Annotated in this window: 20 protein-coding genes; 7 read left to right on the top strand and 13 right to left on the bottom strand. The window is 47.5% G+C overall.

Annotated elements, in window-relative coordinates:
• The first annotated feature begins 1,109 nt into the window (after nt 1–1,109).
• The 4 genes from AC286M_RS07195 to AC286M_RS07180 all read left to right on the top strand — a co-directional run bounded on the left by AC286M_RS07195 (nt 1,110) and on the right by AC286M_RS07180 (nt 2,932).
• Nucleotides 1,110–1,259, top strand: coding sequence for a hypothetical protein (locus tag AC286M_RS07195; protein ID WP_488203726.1), 150 nt, complete (start codon nt 1,110–1,112; stop codon nt 1,257–1,259).
• Between the two features lie 43 nt (nt 1,260–1,302).
• Nucleotides 1,303–1,458 (top strand): hypothetical protein, encoded by a 156-nt coding sequence (locus tag AC286M_RS07190; protein ID WP_488203725.1) that lies wholly within the window; start codon nt 1,303–1,305, stop codon nt 1,456–1,458.
• 443 nt (nt 1,459–1,901) lie between these two features.
• Nucleotides 1,902–2,393: a helix-turn-helix domain-containing protein gene (locus tag AC286M_RS07185; protein WP_488203724.1), complete on the top strand. Its 492-nt coding sequence runs from the start codon at nt 1,902–1,904 to the stop codon at nt 2,391–2,393.
• On the top strand, nt 2,345–2,932 hold the full coding sequence (locus tag AC286M_RS07180) for a transposase (protein WP_488203438.1): 588 nt from the start codon (nt 2,345–2,347) through the stop codon (nt 2,930–2,932). Before AC286M_RS07185 ends, AC286M_RS07180 begins: the two co-directional genes overlap by 49 nt.
• Here the strand turns inward: AC286M_RS07180 and AC286M_RS07175 are convergent.
• From AC286M_RS07175 to AC286M_RS07120, 12 genes are all read right to left on the bottom strand, one after another.
• Nucleotides 2,918–4,543 (bottom strand): hypothetical protein, encoded by a 1,626-nt coding sequence (locus tag AC286M_RS07175; RefSeq protein ID WP_488203723.1) that lies wholly within the window; start codon nt 4,541–4,543, stop codon nt 2,918–2,920. The two genes, AC286M_RS07180 and AC286M_RS07175, sit on opposite strands and share 15 nt — an antisense overlap.
• Nucleotides 4,544–4,563: 20 nt before the next feature.
• Complete coding sequence (locus tag AC286M_RS07170; RefSeq protein ID WP_488203722.1) at nt 4,564–5,100, bottom strand: contractile injection system inner tube protein; 537 nt, start codon at nt 5,098–5,100, stop codon at nt 4,564–4,566.
• A 37-nt stretch (nt 5,101–5,137) separates the two neighbouring features.
• Complete coding sequence (locus tag AC286M_RS07165; RefSeq protein WP_488203721.1) at nt 5,138–5,404, bottom strand: hypothetical protein; 267 nt, start codon at nt 5,402–5,404, stop codon at nt 5,138–5,140.
• Nucleotides 5,405–5,406: 2 nt separating this feature from the next.
• The gene (locus tag AC286M_RS07160; RefSeq protein WP_488203720.1) at nt 5,407–5,607 is read right to left on the bottom strand and encodes a DUF6760 family protein; all 201 of its coding nucleotides are present in this window, start codon (nt 5,605–5,607) and stop codon (nt 5,407–5,409) included.
• Nucleotides 5,550–5,921 (bottom strand): phage tail assembly protein, encoded by a 372-nt coding sequence (locus AC286M_RS07155; protein ID WP_488203719.1) that lies wholly within the window; start codon nt 5,919–5,921, stop codon nt 5,550–5,552. Before AC286M_RS07155 ends, AC286M_RS07160 begins: the two co-directional genes overlap by 58 nt.
• A 25-nt stretch (nt 5,922–5,946) precedes the next feature.
• Nucleotides 5,947–6,291, bottom strand: a complete 345-nt coding sequence (locus AC286M_RS07150) for a DUF1677 domain-containing protein (RefSeq protein WP_488203718.1) — start codon at nt 6,289–6,291, stop codon at nt 5,947–5,949.
• 66 nt (nt 6,292–6,357) lie between these two features.
• Entirely contained in the window at nt 6,358–6,792 is a 435-nt protein-coding gene (locus AC286M_RS07145) for a hypothetical protein (RefSeq protein ID WP_488203717.1), read from the bottom strand.
• Between the two features lie 127 nt (nt 6,793–6,919).
• Nucleotides 6,920–7,411 carry a phage tail protein gene (locus AC286M_RS07140; protein WP_488203716.1) on the bottom strand — a complete coding sequence of 164 codons (492 nt, stop codon included), beginning with the start codon at nt 7,409–7,411 and terminating at the stop codon, nt 6,920–6,922.
• Nucleotides 7,412–7,428: 17 nt separating this feature from the next.
• On the bottom strand, nt 7,429–7,911 hold the full coding sequence (locus tag AC286M_RS07135) for a phage tail protein (protein WP_488203715.1): 483 nt from the start codon (nt 7,909–7,911) through the stop codon (nt 7,429–7,431).
• A 75-nt stretch (nt 7,912–7,986) separates the two neighbouring features.
• A complete protein-coding gene (locus tag AC286M_RS07130) occupies nt 7,987–8,484 on the bottom strand; it encodes a phage tail protein (protein WP_488203714.1) in 498 nt (165 codons plus the stop codon).
• Nucleotides 8,485–8,735: 251 nt separating this feature from the next.
• Nucleotides 8,736–10,451: a phage tail sheath family protein gene (locus AC286M_RS07125; RefSeq protein WP_488203713.1), complete on the bottom strand. Its 1,716-nt coding sequence runs from the start codon at nt 10,449–10,451 to the stop codon at nt 8,736–8,738.
• A gap of 74 nt (nt 10,452–10,525) precedes the next feature.
• Nucleotides 10,526–11,068, bottom strand: coding sequence for a Pvc16 family protein (locus AC286M_RS07120; RefSeq protein ID WP_488203712.1), 543 nt, complete (start codon nt 11,066–11,068; stop codon nt 10,526–10,528).
• Between the two features lie 1,085 nt (nt 11,069–12,153).
• Between AC286M_RS07120 and AC286M_RS07115 the strand changes: the two genes are divergently transcribed.
• The 3 genes from AC286M_RS07115 (at nt 12,154) to AC286M_RS07105 (ending at nt 15,805) form a co-directional block, all read left to right on the top strand.
• Nucleotides 12,154–13,470 (top strand): sensor histidine kinase, encoded by a 1,317-nt coding sequence (locus AC286M_RS07115; protein ID WP_488203711.1) that lies wholly within the window; start codon nt 12,154–12,156, stop codon nt 13,468–13,470.
• Between the two features lie 53 nt (nt 13,471–13,523).
• Nucleotides 13,524–14,201, top strand: a complete 678-nt coding sequence (locus AC286M_RS07110) for a LuxR C-terminal-related transcriptional regulator (protein ID WP_488203710.1) — start codon at nt 13,524–13,526, stop codon at nt 14,199–14,201.
• Between the two features lie 284 nt (nt 14,202–14,485).
• Nucleotides 14,486–15,805: an OmpP1/FadL family transporter gene (locus AC286M_RS07105; protein WP_488203709.1), complete on the top strand. Its 1,320-nt coding sequence runs from the start codon at nt 14,486–14,488 to the stop codon at nt 15,803–15,805.
• Here the strand turns inward: AC286M_RS07105 and AC286M_RS07100 are convergent.
• Nucleotides 15,802–16,170 carry a hypothetical protein gene (locus AC286M_RS07100; RefSeq protein WP_488203708.1) on the bottom strand — a complete coding sequence of 123 codons (369 nt, stop codon included), beginning with the start codon at nt 16,168–16,170 and terminating at the stop codon, nt 15,802–15,804. The two genes, AC286M_RS07105 and AC286M_RS07100, sit on opposite strands and share 4 nt — an antisense overlap.
• Nucleotides 16,171–16,253 lie beyond the last annotated feature (83 nt).

Raw genomic sequence — 16,253 nt, 5'->3', positions numbered from 1 at the left:
ACTTTAGCTAGGTCGGTTTGGGAATTACCTGAATCAACAGATTTAGTTTGATCTGATTTAAGTTGAATATCTGGAGTAGGGTTTGGCGTGGCTGAATCAGGTATGTGCGGCTTTGCTGCCTCATGAAGATTTGCCGTGTCACTACCTGAAGAGATGATCTGATTCTTTAGAGGTGAAGATTGCTCAATATTTGAATTCTCTGAATCCGATTTTAATCTGACTGTCTTAGAAGATAAATTTTCTGATTCAATTATTGATTTTGTAGAAAACGTTGTTTCTGACTCAGTGGGTAATGAAGAGACATTATCTTCAGGATAATTTAAATTTTCAGACTGACCTTGATCTGAGGTGTAATCAGAATATCGTTGAATGGGCTGAGTGCCTGAATTACTAGCTAGATCACTAGCCAGAGTTGACGATTCAACTCTGGAATCTTCTGATAAAGTCGTAGATGTATTGACTGATTCTGGTTGCTGGACTTCTGCTGCTGCTGTCTGATCGAGTTGATTTGCCTGATTCGTAGGGGACGGATTGACCTGGTTTGCAAAAAATCGCATCAATCGATTTACAGCATTGCCAACTTTTTGAATTGGCTTAACTGGTTGATTTGTTGGGATTTGAGGTTGCGTCTGACTAACAGATTCATGGCCAGATATATCTGTTTGGGCTTGTATAAAATCAATGCTTTGATTTGTCGCTGTTTCAGATTTAAGTTGTATCGAATCAACAGGTTGATTTGTAGATGTTGTGGGTTCTAGATTTTTTTCTATTATCTGGTCTTTTGCTGTGTCATCTGCTTCTGAATAGATATTGTGTGGTTCTGGAATTAAGCTTGATCTGTTGATGCTCTCTGGGTCAGACTGTTGTTGAATCTTAACTTGATCTAAATTAATCTGGGCGGAACGAGCTTGCTGATTATTTGGCCGATCGATTTGATTGTTTTCTAGTATATTTCTTGGCTCAAGCTGAGCTTGAATAGAAGGCTGATTATCTAATGTGGCCGATAATTCGGTAGATAAATTAACCTGTTCAAGTTGATTCTCTGGCTCTTGCTGTATTTGCGACGGTGTATGCGGTTCAGAAGTAGCTGCTGATATATCAGTGTCTCGTTGAATAGAGTGCTGGGGTTGCGATCGCACTTCTGCACCAGCGCTATCTGTCAGCGACTGCTGTTGGATAGAGATGCCCTGATGCTCAGACGATTGAGTTGGGGAAATGTGCGATCGCACTTCTGTAGAACCGATGTCACTACTGGCTGATGATTCTTGGCGCTGAATTTGGTCAGAGTGGGGTTCTGCGTTCGTGAGTGAAGATTGTTCAACCGATTCTGCAACAGGCAGAGAATTTGGTTGTTCTACTGAGCGATTGATGATCGGCTCTGCTTTAGATGTAGAAGTTATTTCAGGATTTGGCTGGTTGCTTGGCTGCTCATTAGCTGGCGGGTTGTTTAAAGCTTGACTAGAATCTAACGGTTGAGGCTGTGGGGAATCTGCACTAGCTGAATTTGATGATGAGGGCTTTGGATCTGATGAAAAATAGCGCTGTAAAAAGGAGCGCTCTTGACGAGTTGCTGCGCTAGGCGCTGGATTGTTTTCAGTCTTTCTCTGAGTTGAAGAAGGTGGTTGCGCCCCTGACTCTGATGATTTTGGCTCTGATGATTCGGATGGTACTGACGGTGTAGCTACTGAGGTCGATTGCTCATCGGCTGAACGGTTGACCGCATTTTGTGGTGCTGGAGTAATGGCTGTGAAAGGTTGAGTCTCTGGACTAATGTGATCGTTTGCCTGTGAAGCTTCTGACTTTCGCTGAATAGCAGTAGGCTCATTGATACAGCAATCACAAATAGGTAATGAACGAGGGAGAATAGAATAAAGAGTTATCCTCACCGAAGTAAATCAGCCATGACCTCCCTGGAAGAATTTATCCAAAGTAATCCCTCTGCCCAAGAACTGAAACGCGCCTTGGCCGTGCAACTGCACCAGAGAGGTCAAAGCTATCGGGCGATCCGAGATATCCTACAGGTTTCTCTGGGATTTATTAGTGCGAGTCACCAGCGCTATGAAGAGCGAGGAGTCGAGGGACTGAAATCCCACTACTGGGGCACCCAAGGCTATTTAAGCGCCGAGCAGAAACAGGACATCTTTGAGTGGTTGCAGCAGAAAAACTGGTGGACACTAGAGGAGCTTGTTGAGCAGATTGAAGAGCGCTATGGAGTGCTCTATCGCTCAGCCCAAAGCTATACCCAACTGCTCAAAGACGCAGGGTTTAGCTGGAAGAAATCCCACTCGGTGCATCCGGGCCAAGAGGAGGCCAAAGTCGAGGCAAAAAAGCCGAGATTCAACAGTTGCTGGTCCAGTGGCGAGCCGAGATCGCCAGTGGGCAGGTGCGAGTGATGTTTCTCGATGAGTGCCATCTGCTCTGGGGAGACCTCCGTGGATATGGATGGAGTCGGCGCAATCAGCGAGTGGACATCCCCATTGCCTCCATTCGAGAGCGGCAGACCTACTATGGAGCCTTGGACTATTTGAGCAAGAGCTTTGTTATTCATGAGTATGAGGCAGGCAATCAGCACAATACCGTGGCCTTTCTGAAGTATCTTCAATCTCAGTATGATGAGTCCACTCGCTTTTTCATCATCTGGGATGGAGCCAGCTACCACCGTTCCAAGGTGGTTCGCAACTACCTGAGTCAACAGAATCATGGTACTCGAGAGCAGCACTGGAAACTCACTTGCATTCAGCTTGCGCCTAATGCACCCGAGCAAAATCCGGTCGAAGATGTTTGGTTACAGGCCAAGCGATTTAGTCGTAAATTTGCCCGCTTGTGCCACTCCTTTCGCTCGGTCAAACTCCTCTTTTATCTGGCGACTCATCTGCAAACCTTCATCTTTGAGAAAGCCTTCATGTATGGTTACTGTTCATGTCCTGTTTGAGATTGCTGTAGATTTAATATTGGTCGGTACAGAAGAATTTCCTGCTGTCGCTTCCAGCTCTTTGGAAGTTGATGAGGATACGATTTTATGATTGATGACCGTGTCAGCTTGATCGCTATAGCTGCTATGGGAGGCTGGATTAGGGCTTATATCAGTTTCTTTATTAGAGCTAGTCTTAGTAGCTTCGGACGCTGTAGTTGTTGCTAATGGCTGATGATTTGGATTGACCTGTGCTGAATGATCAGATGATGAACTGTCAGATGCAGCAGCTTGTTGGATAGACGGTACTTGCTGTGAAGCTTCTGGTGTAGATGAACTGTCAGATGTAGAAGCAGCACGCTGGATAGACGGTACTTGCTGTAAAGCTTCTGGTGTAGTAGCTGGTAACAGTTGCGAATGGCTAGCGCTATCTGATGCAGCAAAATTATTATCTGCTAATTTCTGATCAGCAGTACTGACAGGCTCTGAAGCTGATCGAGATATCTGTTGCTCACTGGTTGTTAGTAATGGCTGAGCAGGTGCGATCGCATCCCCTGAACTTATTTGCGTAGGATGGACATTGCCCACCAATCTCTGGGCCGTAGCACTTGAAGATGGCTGAGGAGGTGCGATCGCATCTCCTGAACTGATTTGCGTAGGGTGGTCACTGCCCACCAATCCCAATTCAGAGTTTAGCGAACTGGAACTATCCAAATTACTTTCATCAGCTACTGGTTTAGCCTGAACAACCTGCTCACCCGAATCACTAACTGAACGATCGCTGAAGCTACTGTCTGATAAAGTTTGAGGCTGAGGATCAAAGTAGCGCTGAATATCAGTATGCGTTATCTTTTCTGTGCCTTTTTTGGGGGGATCTGAAGACTGATGTTTACTGGAAGATTGAGCCTTTGATACAGCTTTAATTGGCTTAGGCTGTGAAGATTTCGCTGATTGATGAGTTGCTTGGCTATGCTCACTTAAGTCAGCAGAATTTGATCCAGGTGTAATCTCTTTAGCCTGAATAGTGGGAGGTGAAGAACTCTCTGCTGCGGGTTGAGTTTGCTCTAGTGATTGAGTTGATTGAGGTGGTACTTCCGGCTGATCGTTCAGGATGCGCTGAACGGGGTGAGGAGATGGCGCAGAATTAGCCTGATTTACCGGAGGTTGATCCGGTGCATTATCTAAACTAGGTTGGATAGTTGGGACGTTTGACGGATTAGTTTTTAATTGACTAGTTGAGTTAGTTACTTGATTACTAGGTTGTTTATTAAGCTGATGAGTTGGCTGACTGCTCTGCTGCTGAAGTAGTTGATTTACATCTGTTTGATGGCTTTGGCTATGCTCGATCCGTTGAGGCTGAATGGATGGCGTAGTAGAGGTCGCTTGTTCAGATGGAGCAGATTGATTTGTTGAGGTAACTTCATCGCTGGATAAGTCGATTTCCGGTAGGCCATTTGGGAAAAAAATATCTGGATCGAGAATAGAAAGAGAGGAGCCACCTGCTAAACCTTTGGTTTGTAGACCCAGTTGCCCAAGCCCATGATGCACACCAAGCGGATTTTGATGACCAAGGGGAGGACTTAGTGGATCATCAGAATGGTTTGAAGTAGGTTCATGGGGTTGCTGAGACATTAGCGCGTAGGCGTAGGGTGCTAGTTACTTGCGAAGTAGCCGGACTGGTCGCGACCGTTCAGAATCGAGGCTCCGCCGCCACCGGACTTAAAGACCACTTTGAGACCTTCGTAGGCAATCGTCAGTTCTTCAATACCAACGTTGGATGAATCAGCCTGGAGCGAGGGAGACTTCCAGCCCACGGGTACCGCACCGATCAGCGTCCAGCACTGCATGGTTTCTCCTGCCTGATTAAAGACGAGGATATTCACATTGCGCCGATGCTTCTCGATCTTTTGGTCGCTGCTGCGCTGTTCTAACAAAGGGCTGATCCAGTCCCAAAATACAGAGTCATCGCTCATTCCGCGCTTTAAGGTGATGTCGCTAAACTCGCTGGGGCCGAGCAGAATGCGCTGCTGCTCGTTGACGCCGCCTTCCATCAGCGTATCTTTCTTGACCTGGACGCTAAGACCATCGCATTCCGTAAACGAAGCAGTAATTTGGCTCTCGATTTCGATGTAGAACCGATTCGTGGTGATGTAGTTGAGTTCGTGGGTAACTTGACCGTTTTTACTCATTTTTACTGCTTAGCTTACTTGCTTGTCTTACTTGCAATTAACGTCGTCCATAGCCTCGGTGGCGTTCTTGCTGCTGCCGGAGATCGGTTTGCATCAGGTCGTAGATGCGATCGCAAAATTGAGTCAGCAACATTGGATCATCGAGTAAATCGTTGGCAACCTGCGCCATCTGCTCCTGCTGCTGCCGTGACAGGGAACTCTGCACCTTGGCTGGAGCGCTAAACCCGCTGGGCTGATGTGTTCCATGCGGTGGCAAGAATGGCTCCCGGTCGGCGCTGTCGTGAATATCGTTTTGAGCAGGCATAATTAGCGTTCTCCTCGTAGCTGTCCAACTTCAGTCACCCAGCGGCGGCGGTCAGGATGCTCTAGGTTCAGGATTTCATCGAGTGACCAATGCACATGCATCGACAAATACGCTACCTCCTCGTAGAGCTGATCGGAGGGGTAGCTTAGGACTCCCCCGCTAAGGTAAGCTCGACTGCGAACTGATGCTGGCAGGCGGGACATGCCGTTGGGATATGGGCGTGCTGCTGCTGATTGATCCGGTTGTAAAACTCTCGCAGATAGGCTAGATCGACGGTAAACAGGTTTTCTAGTAAGTCCGGCGTCACATCTGTGTACGAGCCAAGCTGAGTGATCACCTGAGCCAGCATGACTAGATCGCCGTAGACGGGATTATTTTGCACAGTGCGATCGCGGCTGAGCACGAGTTCATCCCGCGCTGTTGCTAATCGCATTCGCCCCTGCTGGTAAGCGTTTCCGGCTTCATCAACCAATCCTCGCGGCAGCGTGAACTCAAATTCGGTAATGGGCAATGTCATAAGCGAAATTGACAAATCAGTTCAATCAGTGTTTGCGTCTGTTAGATTCAAAGTGATTGCCACTTGCAATATCTAAGGGATCAAATGAATGACAATCATCAAAAGCAATGAAGTTGGAATCATTAACTTCATGTATTATCGCAGTCAAACTAGTATCTGCTTGATATCTCAATCTATCGTTAAAGCTTTCTCGTATCAGTCGATCGCTGCATTCATGGCACAAATAAGTTCCAAATCTTTCAGGCTTAATATCCGTTTTATAGTTGTTTCTACATGGTTTTTTTATTTTGCAGCATTCACATTTTCTAATTGATGGTTTTCGATCAAATAGAATATACTCAAACTCTAATATTTCGTTTGCGTGAGCCATGGCATTGAGCTAAATGAAAAATATTAAGCTTGTCACAACACAATCCCCTTTGGCTTGAATCTATGCTTAAGAAGGTGCTTCTGTCAGATCGTTAATCTGGCGATAGAAATTCTGCAAGTAGTTCAAGTCACAGGCGAATAAATCTTCGACGATGATGGGCGTGACTTCGTCTAAGGCCCCTAAGCGCAGAATGACCCGCGAAAGAATAATAATTGTGGCGTAGGCGGGATTCGATCGCACGCGCGGATCCCGCATGGGAGCAACTTCATCAACGGCTTTGGCAAGGCGCATAACGCCTTTGCGGTGAAGATTTCCGGCTGCATCAAGATAGCCTTTGGGCAGTTCAAACATAAACTCGGTTTGAATTCCATTGGAACTGCTAGTGGGCTGTGGGACGGTTGGTGTAACCGTAGCTGTACTGGCTGGTGGCGGATCAACGACCTGCTGCGCCCGAGGGGGCGGTGGCAGTCCTAAATCATTTGTAAAATTAAATGTAGGCATTGTCTTATACCCAGTTAAAGGAATTTCTAGTGCTAAATTTTTTCTGATTTGTAGGGTGGGCAATGCCCACCGTTTTCGAGCAGGTAGATCTCTATTCTTAAATTTTCTTTTTATGTCGTTGAGCAACTTAGCTTGCCGCAACTCGTTTGAGATGTTCAATTACCATCTCTATTTCTTCAATATTGTGATCTCCACTTTTGACATCTAAATCAGAAACTTTGTAGCTAACGGGCCAAGCACCTAAAAATTCAAACCGGAATGATTCTTCGGCGGCTTGATTGTAGATAACCAGCGAACCGTCGCGACGCTGATCGGCCCAGTTACCGTCTTGAATTTTTTCCAGCCAGCTCCACAGCGTCATCGAAGTTGTCAAGCCACGCCGCAGCGTCAGGTTGGCGCAGGTTGAGTTACCGGGAACTTTAGTTCGCACGACTCGCCCCTTAGTATTACCACCTTTGCCCCAAAGCTGTGGCGTGACTTCACAAACTTCAATCACATCTTGCGACTGCTGGAAACCGCTGCATTCCATAAAAATGCCGTCTACAGAGTCGGTGCTATTGTCTAGCTTTAACTCTAAGTAGAACTTGGCATTAGTGAGAATTTCAGGAAAAGCAGGCATTGGATATCCTTATCTTTTTAGACCTTACGAATGAGCTGAGTAAAGTAAAGCTCTAACGTATCTTCAGCTAGCGAACCACCGCTATCAACCGATAAAGTACCAATTTGGTGCTTCGTTCCTGGAAATAAATCAATAAAGTTAAAGCGCATGGCTTCAGCTCCATTGGGGTTATAAATCACCAGAGAACCTGTTTTGCGGCTGTCCATTGCTTTGGATGCACCGCCAGAAAATGCATCTGGATGGCAGTCGTTATACCAGTCGGCCAGCTTTTTCTGATCCGATTCATTACCTGCCACATAAGTTAGGGTAATCGTCGAGTTATATTTGACGCCGCCAATTGTTGCTTGGGTCTGAGTTTTGGCATCTTTAGTAGAGCCAATAGCGGCATCTCCTCCGGCAACTTCCATCTCAATTTCTGGCCCAGTAACGCTCTTGAGCACAAGAGATGTTACCCCATCAATTTCAAAGTAAAACTTGGAATCTGTTAAGTATTGAACCATATCAATGCCCTCGTGCAGTAATCAGGCAAATAGCTCTACTACCTAGTCACTAGCTAAGCAATTAGGAACTATTTATCAAGCCGTACGGTTAAATTTCTCGCAGGTAATCGTGTACGTTTCTTCGATGTAGTTATCGGTTGTGACATCAAGATCGGCGCATTTATATTTAGAAGGCCAAGCTTCTGTAAATTGCCATTTAGCAACTTCTTTACCGTCCGTGTCATAGGCAGTAATGCTACCTTCTTTTTTGTTGTCTCTCCAGGTGCTTTTACCTCCATTGGATGCAGGTAAACAGCTTTCAAACCACTTGTACATCATGACGCTGGTGCTGTCGCCATCGCCACTGGCAATGCAGATAGCATCAAAGTTAAACAAACCTTCATGTCCTGCAGTGTTGACTTGCCAAATAGTTTTACCGCCTTTGGTTGTCCCTACGGCCTGCTGACCGCCCTGTACCTTTGGTGCATAATCGGGGATATTGACGCTCTTGAAGACGGACTTTTCGCCATCAACAACGCCAGCGATCTCTAGATAAAAACTACTAGGAGCAATAGGTTTATTGAGATCAGCCATGTGCTCTAACTCCTTTTTTGCTGACTGATATTACTGACTGGTAAGTAGCTGCACATAAATAAACGCATTTAAAGTCTGGGGGAGCGCCCCCCAGGGGCGCTCCCCCGGACTTTTAAATATGCATTTATTTATGCCAACATACTTAAAGCACAAGTTGATTAAAACCAGATTTTTATTTTTTGGAAACGTGGCTTAGCCGCATTTCCAAAAAATAATTTGAGTTTTATTAGATTTGTGCTTCTACAACACCGTTATTGATTCGGTGCCCATTGGCTGATGCGGAAGATGACGAATTCAGCCGGACGGACTGGGCAAACGCCAACTTCAACATACAAGCGACCGAGCATCATCGTTTCATGGGTGTTCAACTCACCATCGCACTTGACGTAGAACGCTTCAGACGGAGAGCCACCAAATAAGGCTCCTTCCCGCCAGAGCCGCTCTAGGAAGTTGCTGACTGTACGAGTGACTCGTGCCCAGAGGTCTTGATCATTTGGTTCAAAGACAACCCATTGAGTCCCAATTTCAATCGACTTTTCAATGTAGCTGAGCAAGCGGCGCACACTGATATACCGCCACTGGACGTTATCCGGTTCAACCAAGGTACGGGCACCCCATACTTTTAGACCACGGTTGTAGTTGGCAAAGTTACGAATACAGTTGATGCCAAGTGGGTTGAGCAGCTCTTGCTCTCGCATATTGGTTTCGTAGGCTAGGCCAATTACACCTCTGGGAGTCTCATTAGCTGGTGCTTTGAAAACACCACGAGATTCATCAGTGCGGCACCAAATACCCATCATGTGACCGCAAGGTGGCACCATAATGGGCCGACCCCCATTACGGGGATTAGCCACTTTGATCCAGGGATAGTACAGCGCGCCGAACATAGAGCGGCGATTGAACATACTGAGCCACTGAGCCACGTCCTGTGGCTTCTGGGTTTCAGGTGCAACGGCATCACCACCTTTACCAGGTTTAATTGGCGGTGGATCAAGGACAGCCATCCGATAGGCAGGGCCAGGGAAGGAATTTTCGCACATGCTCAGCATCATTTCCATAACGCCATGCACTTGGTCAATGTCCATCAAGCCTTGTTCATAAACCCGCACTAGGTCAGGGCAGGCAACCATTGCCACTTCGTCTACTTCAAAGATGCCCTGCATGCCTGTACGGTCGTCGCGTTGACCCTGTAGGTCACGGGAGAAGCGGTCTTCTGACGAAATATAAGGTGGTGGAGCAATCTCGTAGGAACCGTAAGCGGGACGCCGGGATAGCGGTTGACCCGATACCGAGATATCTGCAATATCAACGAATTCCGATGCTTCCAGTGCGGTTACAACATAGTCTGCAACCTCGGTTTCAGCTTCGGGATTCATCGTGAGGTGTTCATATTTTTCAAGTTGCTCACTGCCCCGCATTACCGTTACCGTAAAGAATTCGCCGGAATTCAAAGGTGCTTCTGCATCTTCTGGCGCGTCCTCTGGCAGTGGTTTGGGTTCACCTTCTGTAACCAATACTCGAATCCGATCATCGTTGGCTGAGGGTAGAGCAAGGGCTCCGCCTTCTTCTTCCTCGGCTGGCTTCAGATTAAAGCGTAGAGAGGGCTTGCCGCTGGAGGTGGGTAGCCGATAGCCTGTATCTTCCGGTGGAGCTGGCTCTGATCCTGGTAGCTTCGTACCAATACTGGTAACCCAGCAGCGACCGCCACCGTTGAGAAACCAGCCCTGCACCGCAAAGGGGAGATAGAAATTATCGTCGGTAAAACCATCTGAACCGGGTTTGGAGAAATACTCTAGGTATTGACCCCAGTTGGTCACCAGCATGGGTTTGAAGAGTTCGGCGTCGCCGCGCACATCTTCCGTAAAACCGACAAATCCAGCAACGCTGAGGCTCACACCTTCAATCGGGCGACTGCCGCGATCGACCTCCTCAACGTATACACCAGGAGCAAAATAGTCTAAAGCCATTGATAGCCATCCTCCATGAATGGGATAGGAATACTTAAGGGGTTAATGTGCTGCTCTAGCGCTACGCCATAGAACTAGACTCCAGACGAGCACGACAAAATATCTGCATAGGTCGGCAGCATAACGCTGTCTAGGCTCAAAGGAGCCGTCACCGACACATGCAGAGAAGGGCGCAGAGGAAGTTGAAGCGCATGCCACAGCTTGAAGATCTTGGATAGTTGAATCGTTGATACCTCTAACGGCAGTGCACCGTAACCTTGCAGTACAGGAGCCAGAATGGCTTCTGGCACTGCCGGGTAGCACCGTAGCAGCATCAATGCTTCAGAAAGCAAACGCTGTTCACCCAGACTGGTTTCATCCCAAGCCACTAGCAAGAACAGCACGTTGTACCAGCTCACTGAGGGTAGGGTTGAATTAGTGACATCTGTAATTTGCGATCGCACCGTTCGAGTGGAAGCCAAATGTTGGCTTTCCTGCACACCATAGAAAAAGAGATTCAGGCACGGTGTTGAGTCCTGTTTAAGACCGGGATAGCCAAAATCAATTTGTTCGGTGCTGCCAATCGAGGTGCCCGCAACCAATATCTGGGCTAGGGTTTGGGCCACAGCAGGAATCATAAACCTGAACCTCAGTCATCTGAGATAGGCACAGCTTAGGGAATAAAGATGGCGTATCGTTATTAGACTTTGGTCGAAATTTTTATCATCAGCTATTTCCACGCAGTCAACTGCGGCCAATATCGTCACACAGGCAAGGATGTAGGCAGTGCTGGAAAACTTAATTTCTGTTTAATGTTTTGAATAGGTTAAAGTAGCTTTCAATTTGAAACAGAATTGAAACGATATATCTCGATTTTTGAAGCTGATTCCTAGGGGAATGAGCAAGTTCACCTGTTTGCTTTGGCTGAATAAAATAGAGCTAAATGAGTGATTCAGCTGATCAAATCTCGACTTGATTGATCAATGCCAACCTGATAGCCCGATTTTAATTTCGTTGATGCAAAATAGGCGCTAGCAAACCTAATTTGTGAAATGTAAACTTTGTTTTGCGAACTGCAACTAATTACTTCTGTTTGTAAAGTGCTGCACTAATGTGTGCTGATTTTGTAAACAGATGTAACTAGCTGATCCATGTTTCTACGGATTTTCAGCCATTCATGAAGGGATTAATCTGGCTTTAGCCAAAACGCTTTTAGGGGATTTTAGCGATTTGTAGTTTTTGATCCTGATCTCAATTACGGAGCCTGAATTTTGCTCTCACCTATGGTTCTCTAGCCTAGATCACGCTGATCCTATGATTTAGATCATTTAGATTCAATTAGCAAACCAGGTACCTTGTAGAAATTCAGTTATAGAGTGTGAGTGGCTACATCAACCTTAAGAGGTATAAAAAGAATTTAGATCAAGAGCAAGGATCTACGTAAAAAGTCTGTGTAAGCGGTTTGTTAATGGTGACTATAGCCTGATTGGTTGATAAAAGAAATCTAACCAAAGTAGTAGGCGAGACGTTGTCGAGTATTTGTGGCATTGATGTTGTTTAGTTAACTGTTTCTTAGTGGTTTCAGAACCTTAACAAAATCCTGGAAGAATTTAATTGATTCAATCGATTCAATCGCTGTTGCATCTACTCAGCATTGGCCTCCAAATGCTGGATCGAACTTGTTCTCACCATCAGGCGTTGCGATCGCAACTGCCAGCAAATTATGACTCATACTCTCCTAAACGACCTAGACCCCGATCAGCTTGGTTATGCCCCTGATACGACTAGCAGTATGGCTTATAGGACGACTGAAGAGAATAATCTCGGTGGCAGGCAGATGAGTACCTACACCCGTGCCTGTGACTTTGATGAGATTAGCATTCCAGGCATCCAACAGCCCATCGCTGATATAACTCGATCATTTGCTGACTTACAGCTAGAGCTAATTGTGCAGCGCTATCAGGCGCGAGCGGGCTGGATGTTCTACTCCGATGTGCAAACCGGAAAGCGACATCAGCTCGTTTGCCACAATACAGCGAATGCAGAGCTGGATATTGCCTATCAGACGTACCTTGAATCGCAAGATTTTTTAGATGACATGACGGCTTCCGCTGGGCTGCGTGCTTTAACGCTGGATGATCAGTCGGTGATTTATGCCCAGTGTCTGCATCAGGGTTCAGTCCCTCACTGCGATGGTATAAGCCAGATGCCGCATAGCTCTTCAACCCAGGCCGAATCAGCATCCTGTACAAACCAGCCGCATCCTGATTATTTACTGATCTGGCAGCCAGTTCCATTATCCGTCATAGCACAGCAGCAGCTAGAGCAGCACATTCTCACCATTCAGCAGCACCTAGAGCTTGAGCAAACCTGTCAGCGCCAATCTACTGAAATTCAGCTACTCGAACAAGTTTTTCAGCGCATTGGTCATCAACTGCGTCACCCCCTTGCCCTCCTCCGTCTCTATACCGATAATCTTTGCCGTTTGGCTACCACAGAGACAACGCAAGCCCAAGCTGGCCAAATGAAGGGGTTTTTGCAGGAACTGGGTGAGCGGCTAACCCACCTGATTCGCTACGCTCAGGGTGGTCAGCTCCAGCTTCTTGCCTGTGATTTGGCGGCGATTTGGGCCACTAGTGTGCAAGAGCTGCAGCCGTTGATTACCGAAAAACAGCTTCGGGTTGATTGTTCCACCACGCCGATTCGGTTACCGATTGATGCTCATCAATTCAGACACGTGCTGGATAATGTGCTGCACAATGCCATCTGCTTTAGTCCAGTGGGTGGGCAGATTACCTGTCGCTGGCAGCTATTTCAGCGCGAGGCGCTGATTACGGTTACCGACCAGGGCCCAGGCTTGAGCGCAACGGATTTAGAGCAAATGTTTCGCCCGTTCTATACCAAGCGGGAAGACGGTACGGGATTGGGACTTGCGATCGCACAAAAGATTGTGCTGGATCATCAGGGGAGTCTTTGGGCTGAGAATTTACCCACCGGGGGAACCCAGATTTCAATCACACTGCCGCGTTATGTAACGTAGCTTCTCGACAAATTTTCAGCAAATTCCGTATCGAGCAGCATTCAGCGATTGTCATGATGATTCAAGTGCCTTTTTCCGTTCTGTTAGTGGATGACTCACGCCCCTTCCGGCAAGGGTTACGAACCCTCCTAGATTTCTACAGCAGCAATAGTGAGATTCAGTTTCAGATTGTGGGAGAAGCTGCATCGGTCGATCAGGCGATTCATTTAGTACAGGAACAGCATCCAATGCTTATGCTGCTAGATATGGAACTAGCCCAGGAAAGCGGCATTAGCGTGCTGTATACGCTACACGAACAGAATCGCTCGACCAAAACGCTGGTGCTCTCGGTTCACCATGAGGATGAATGGGGGTTTCAAGCGATGCAGGCTGGCGCGCAGGGCTATGTCTGCAAAGATCACGTCGGTGATCAGCTTTTTGATGCCGTCACCACCATTCTGCAAGACCAGATCTATCTGTCACCCGAGATTGCTACCAGCTTTTTCCGCCTGTTTCATTTCTATGCGGGTCGATCGCTCCAGGCTTGTCAGGCGCTGAATTTGACCGATCGGGAACAGCAGGTGCTGCAGTGGCTAGTGCAGGGAGCTTCCAATGATGCGATCGCGCATCAGCTCCATATCACCGTGGCCACTGTGAAAGCACATCTAACCGCCATCTTTGAAAAACTCGATGTCCGCAGCCGCACACAGGCAATTGTGAAAGCGCTGAAGCTGGGGTTGGTATCGGTGTAACGTCATAAAGACCAACGTAAAAGCCAAAGTAAAAACCGAAGTAAAAATCAAAAGAGATGGCCGCATCGCGGTGGCCATTTTCGGTGAAACCCTGAATTTATAGTGATTCCAGTTAAGAGTGAGAAAGCGAGAGAGGAGAGTGCCTCATCCTGAGGCACTCTCCTCTCTCGTTCTTATCTAGAACCGCTATATGAAGATTTTTAGAGGCGATCAGCTACTGCGGTTCCTGTGGGCGGTATTGTTGGGGTCTACATTTATGACTTCCTACACGAACAATAGATAAGATGGCTTCTTTCTTCAAGGTTTCCCTGGCGTCGCTGCTGGCTGGCATGAGCCTGATCGCTTGGACTGAGCGAGCATTTGCGTCTGGATTTGCCCTGTCTGAACAGGGCGTGATCAATCTAGGTACAGCGGCATCTAGTGGTGCAGCAGGACTAGATGATCTGAGTACAATTTTCTTCAATCCAGCAGGCTTGATGCGGTTACCGGGTAATGGTGGTGTCGCTGGTGCTGGCTATGTCATTTTTCCCAGCATTCAGTTTACCGACCAGGGATCTGCGATCGCACCCGGTTCGCCCCTTTCAGGCGGAGATGGTGGAGATGCAGGGCCGACCATCTTTCTGCCAAACCTATACGGAGCATTTCAAGTTAACGACCGAGTGACGGTGGGCATTGGTGTTAATACTCCCTTTGGTCTAGAAACCAATTACGATAGCGATTGGGTGGGACGCTACCAGGCGATCAAGTCGGAGCTGGTGACGATCAACATCAATCCTACAGTGGCCTTCCAGCTGAGTGAAGACGTGGCCATTGGGGCCGGACTAAATGTGCAATATGCCGATGCTGAGCTGTCCAATGCGATTGATTTTGGCGCTATCTTAGCGTCTCAGGGTGCGCCAATTCTGCCGCAGCAGGCTGATGGTTTCGCCAGTGTGTCGGGTGATGACTGGAGCTTGGGTTACAACGTGGGAGTCCTGTACGAACCCTCGACCACAACCCGCATTGGTCTAGCCTATCGGTCAGCGGTCAACCACACGCTACAGGGTCGCGCCGACTTTACCGTACCAGCTACAGCCACGCCGCTGACAGCAACGGGACTTTTTACGGATACCGATGCCAATGCGGAAGTGAATCTACCGGACACGCTCTCCTTGGGGCTATATCAGCAACTGAGTCCCCAGTTGGCGCTGACGGGTGATTTGACTTGGACAAACTGGAGCGATTTTCAGGAACTGCGAATTTCCTATGACTCCATCCAACCAGATACAGTCGTGCCCGAAAACTGGAACGATACGCTGCGGGTGGCCTTAGGATTAACCTATGACATTGACGAAACTTGGACTGTCCGGGGTGGTGTGGCCTATGACCCAACGCCCGTTCCTCAAGAGTTCTTCACAGCTCGCATTCCAGATAGCGATCGCACTTGGTTATCGGTCGGTCTCAGCTACGCACCAACAGATAATTTGAGTTTTGACGTTGCCTATACCCATGTATTTATAGACGACCGCAACATTGATCGCACTGAACTCGGTGCAGGAACGCTAGTGGGCGAATACAACAACAGCATCGATATCGTCGGTGCCCAGCTAAACTGGCAGTTTTAGCTCGCTATCTTTTGCTCGGTAGGTGGCTTGTCTACAGCGTTGTGAGATCTAGAGGAGGCGTTGTGCAGAGATGTCAGCGCCTCTCTTGTGGTCGAACCAATTTGCTCTTGCAGTGTCAGCTGGACGAGCTGGCTGATATAAAGCTGGCAATCGACTGGTAGATCAATAAAAACTTCTTTCGGTAGTGTATTAATCGTTCGAAAAACACGGTGTTCATGAGGCAGCTGATCTAAAACCCGGTTGATAATATCTTCACGCTGAACGGACGCAACCGAACTGGGTTGATTAGGCCCAATCGTTGCCAACTGCTTCTCTACAACTTTAGCAACGTACAGTTTTGTGAAATCGAGTCGATGATGTGCCACGTCCTGTCTCCGTGTGAGGTGAGATGACTTCTGGGTATGCCCTGGTTTTGCAAGCCTTATAAGCACTTAGCCTGACATCCACC

The organism is Thainema salinarum CENA647 (assembly GCF_057732415.1).
Note: the sequence above shows the minus strand (reverse complement) of the source record. Positions and strands in the feature narration are given on the sequence as shown.

Excerpts from the sequence above, each read along its gene's own strand:
- AC286M_RS07185 (WP_488203724.1), top strand. The coding sequence starts at position 1,902 with ATGACCTCCCTGGAAGAATTTATCCAAAGTAATCCCTCTGCCCAAGAA.
- AC286M_RS07175 (WP_488203723.1), bottom strand. The coding sequence starts at position 4,543 with ATGTCTCAGCAACCCCATGAACCTACTTCAAACCATTCTGATGATCCA.
- AC286M_RS07170 (WP_488203722.1), bottom strand. The coding sequence starts at position 5,100 with ATGAGTAAAAACGGTCAAGTTACCCACGAACTCAACTACATCACCACG.
- AC286M_RS07165 (WP_488203721.1), bottom strand. The coding sequence starts at position 5,404 with ATGCCTGCTCAAAACGATATTCACGACAGCGCCGACCGGGAGCCATTC.
- AC286M_RS07160 (WP_488203720.1), bottom strand. The coding sequence starts at position 5,607 with ATGTCCCGCCTGCCAGCATCAGTTCGCAGTCGAGCTTACCTTAGCGGG.
- AC286M_RS07155 (WP_488203719.1), bottom strand. The coding sequence starts at position 5,921 with ATGACATTGCCCATTACCGAATTTGAGTTCACGCTGCCGCGAGGATTG.
- AC286M_RS07150 (WP_488203718.1), bottom strand. The coding sequence starts at position 6,291 with ATGGCTCACGCAAACGAAATATTAGAGTTTGAGTATATTCTATTTGAT.
- AC286M_RS07145 (WP_488203717.1), bottom strand. The coding sequence starts at position 6,792 with ATGCCTACATTTAATTTTACAAATGATTTAGGACTGCCACCGCCCCCT.
- AC286M_RS07140 (WP_488203716.1), bottom strand. The coding sequence starts at position 7,411 with ATGCCTGCTTTTCCTGAAATTCTCACTAATGCCAAGTTCTACTTAGAG.
- AC286M_RS07135 (WP_488203715.1), bottom strand. The coding sequence starts at position 7,911 with ATGGTTCAATACTTAACAGATTCCAAGTTTTACTTTGAAATTGATGGG.
- AC286M_RS07130 (WP_488203714.1), bottom strand. The coding sequence starts at position 8,484 with ATGGCTGATCTCAATAAACCTATTGCTCCTAGTAGTTTTTATCTAGAG.
- AC286M_RS07125 (WP_488203713.1), bottom strand. The coding sequence starts at position 10,451 with ATGGCTTTAGACTATTTTGCTCCTGGTGTATACGTTGAGGAGGTCGAT.
- AC286M_RS07120 (WP_488203712.1), bottom strand. The coding sequence starts at position 11,068 with ATGATTCCTGCTGTGGCCCAAACCCTAGCCCAGATATTGGTTGCGGGC.
- AC286M_RS07115 (WP_488203711.1), top strand. The coding sequence starts at position 12,154 with ATGACTCATACTCTCCTAAACGACCTAGACCCCGATCAGCTTGGTTAT.
- AC286M_RS07110 (WP_488203710.1), top strand. The coding sequence starts at position 13,524 with ATGATGATTCAAGTGCCTTTTTCCGTTCTGTTAGTGGATGACTCACGC.
- AC286M_RS07105 (WP_488203709.1), top strand. The coding sequence starts at position 14,486 with ATGGCTTCTTTCTTCAAGGTTTCCCTGGCGTCGCTGCTGGCTGGCATG.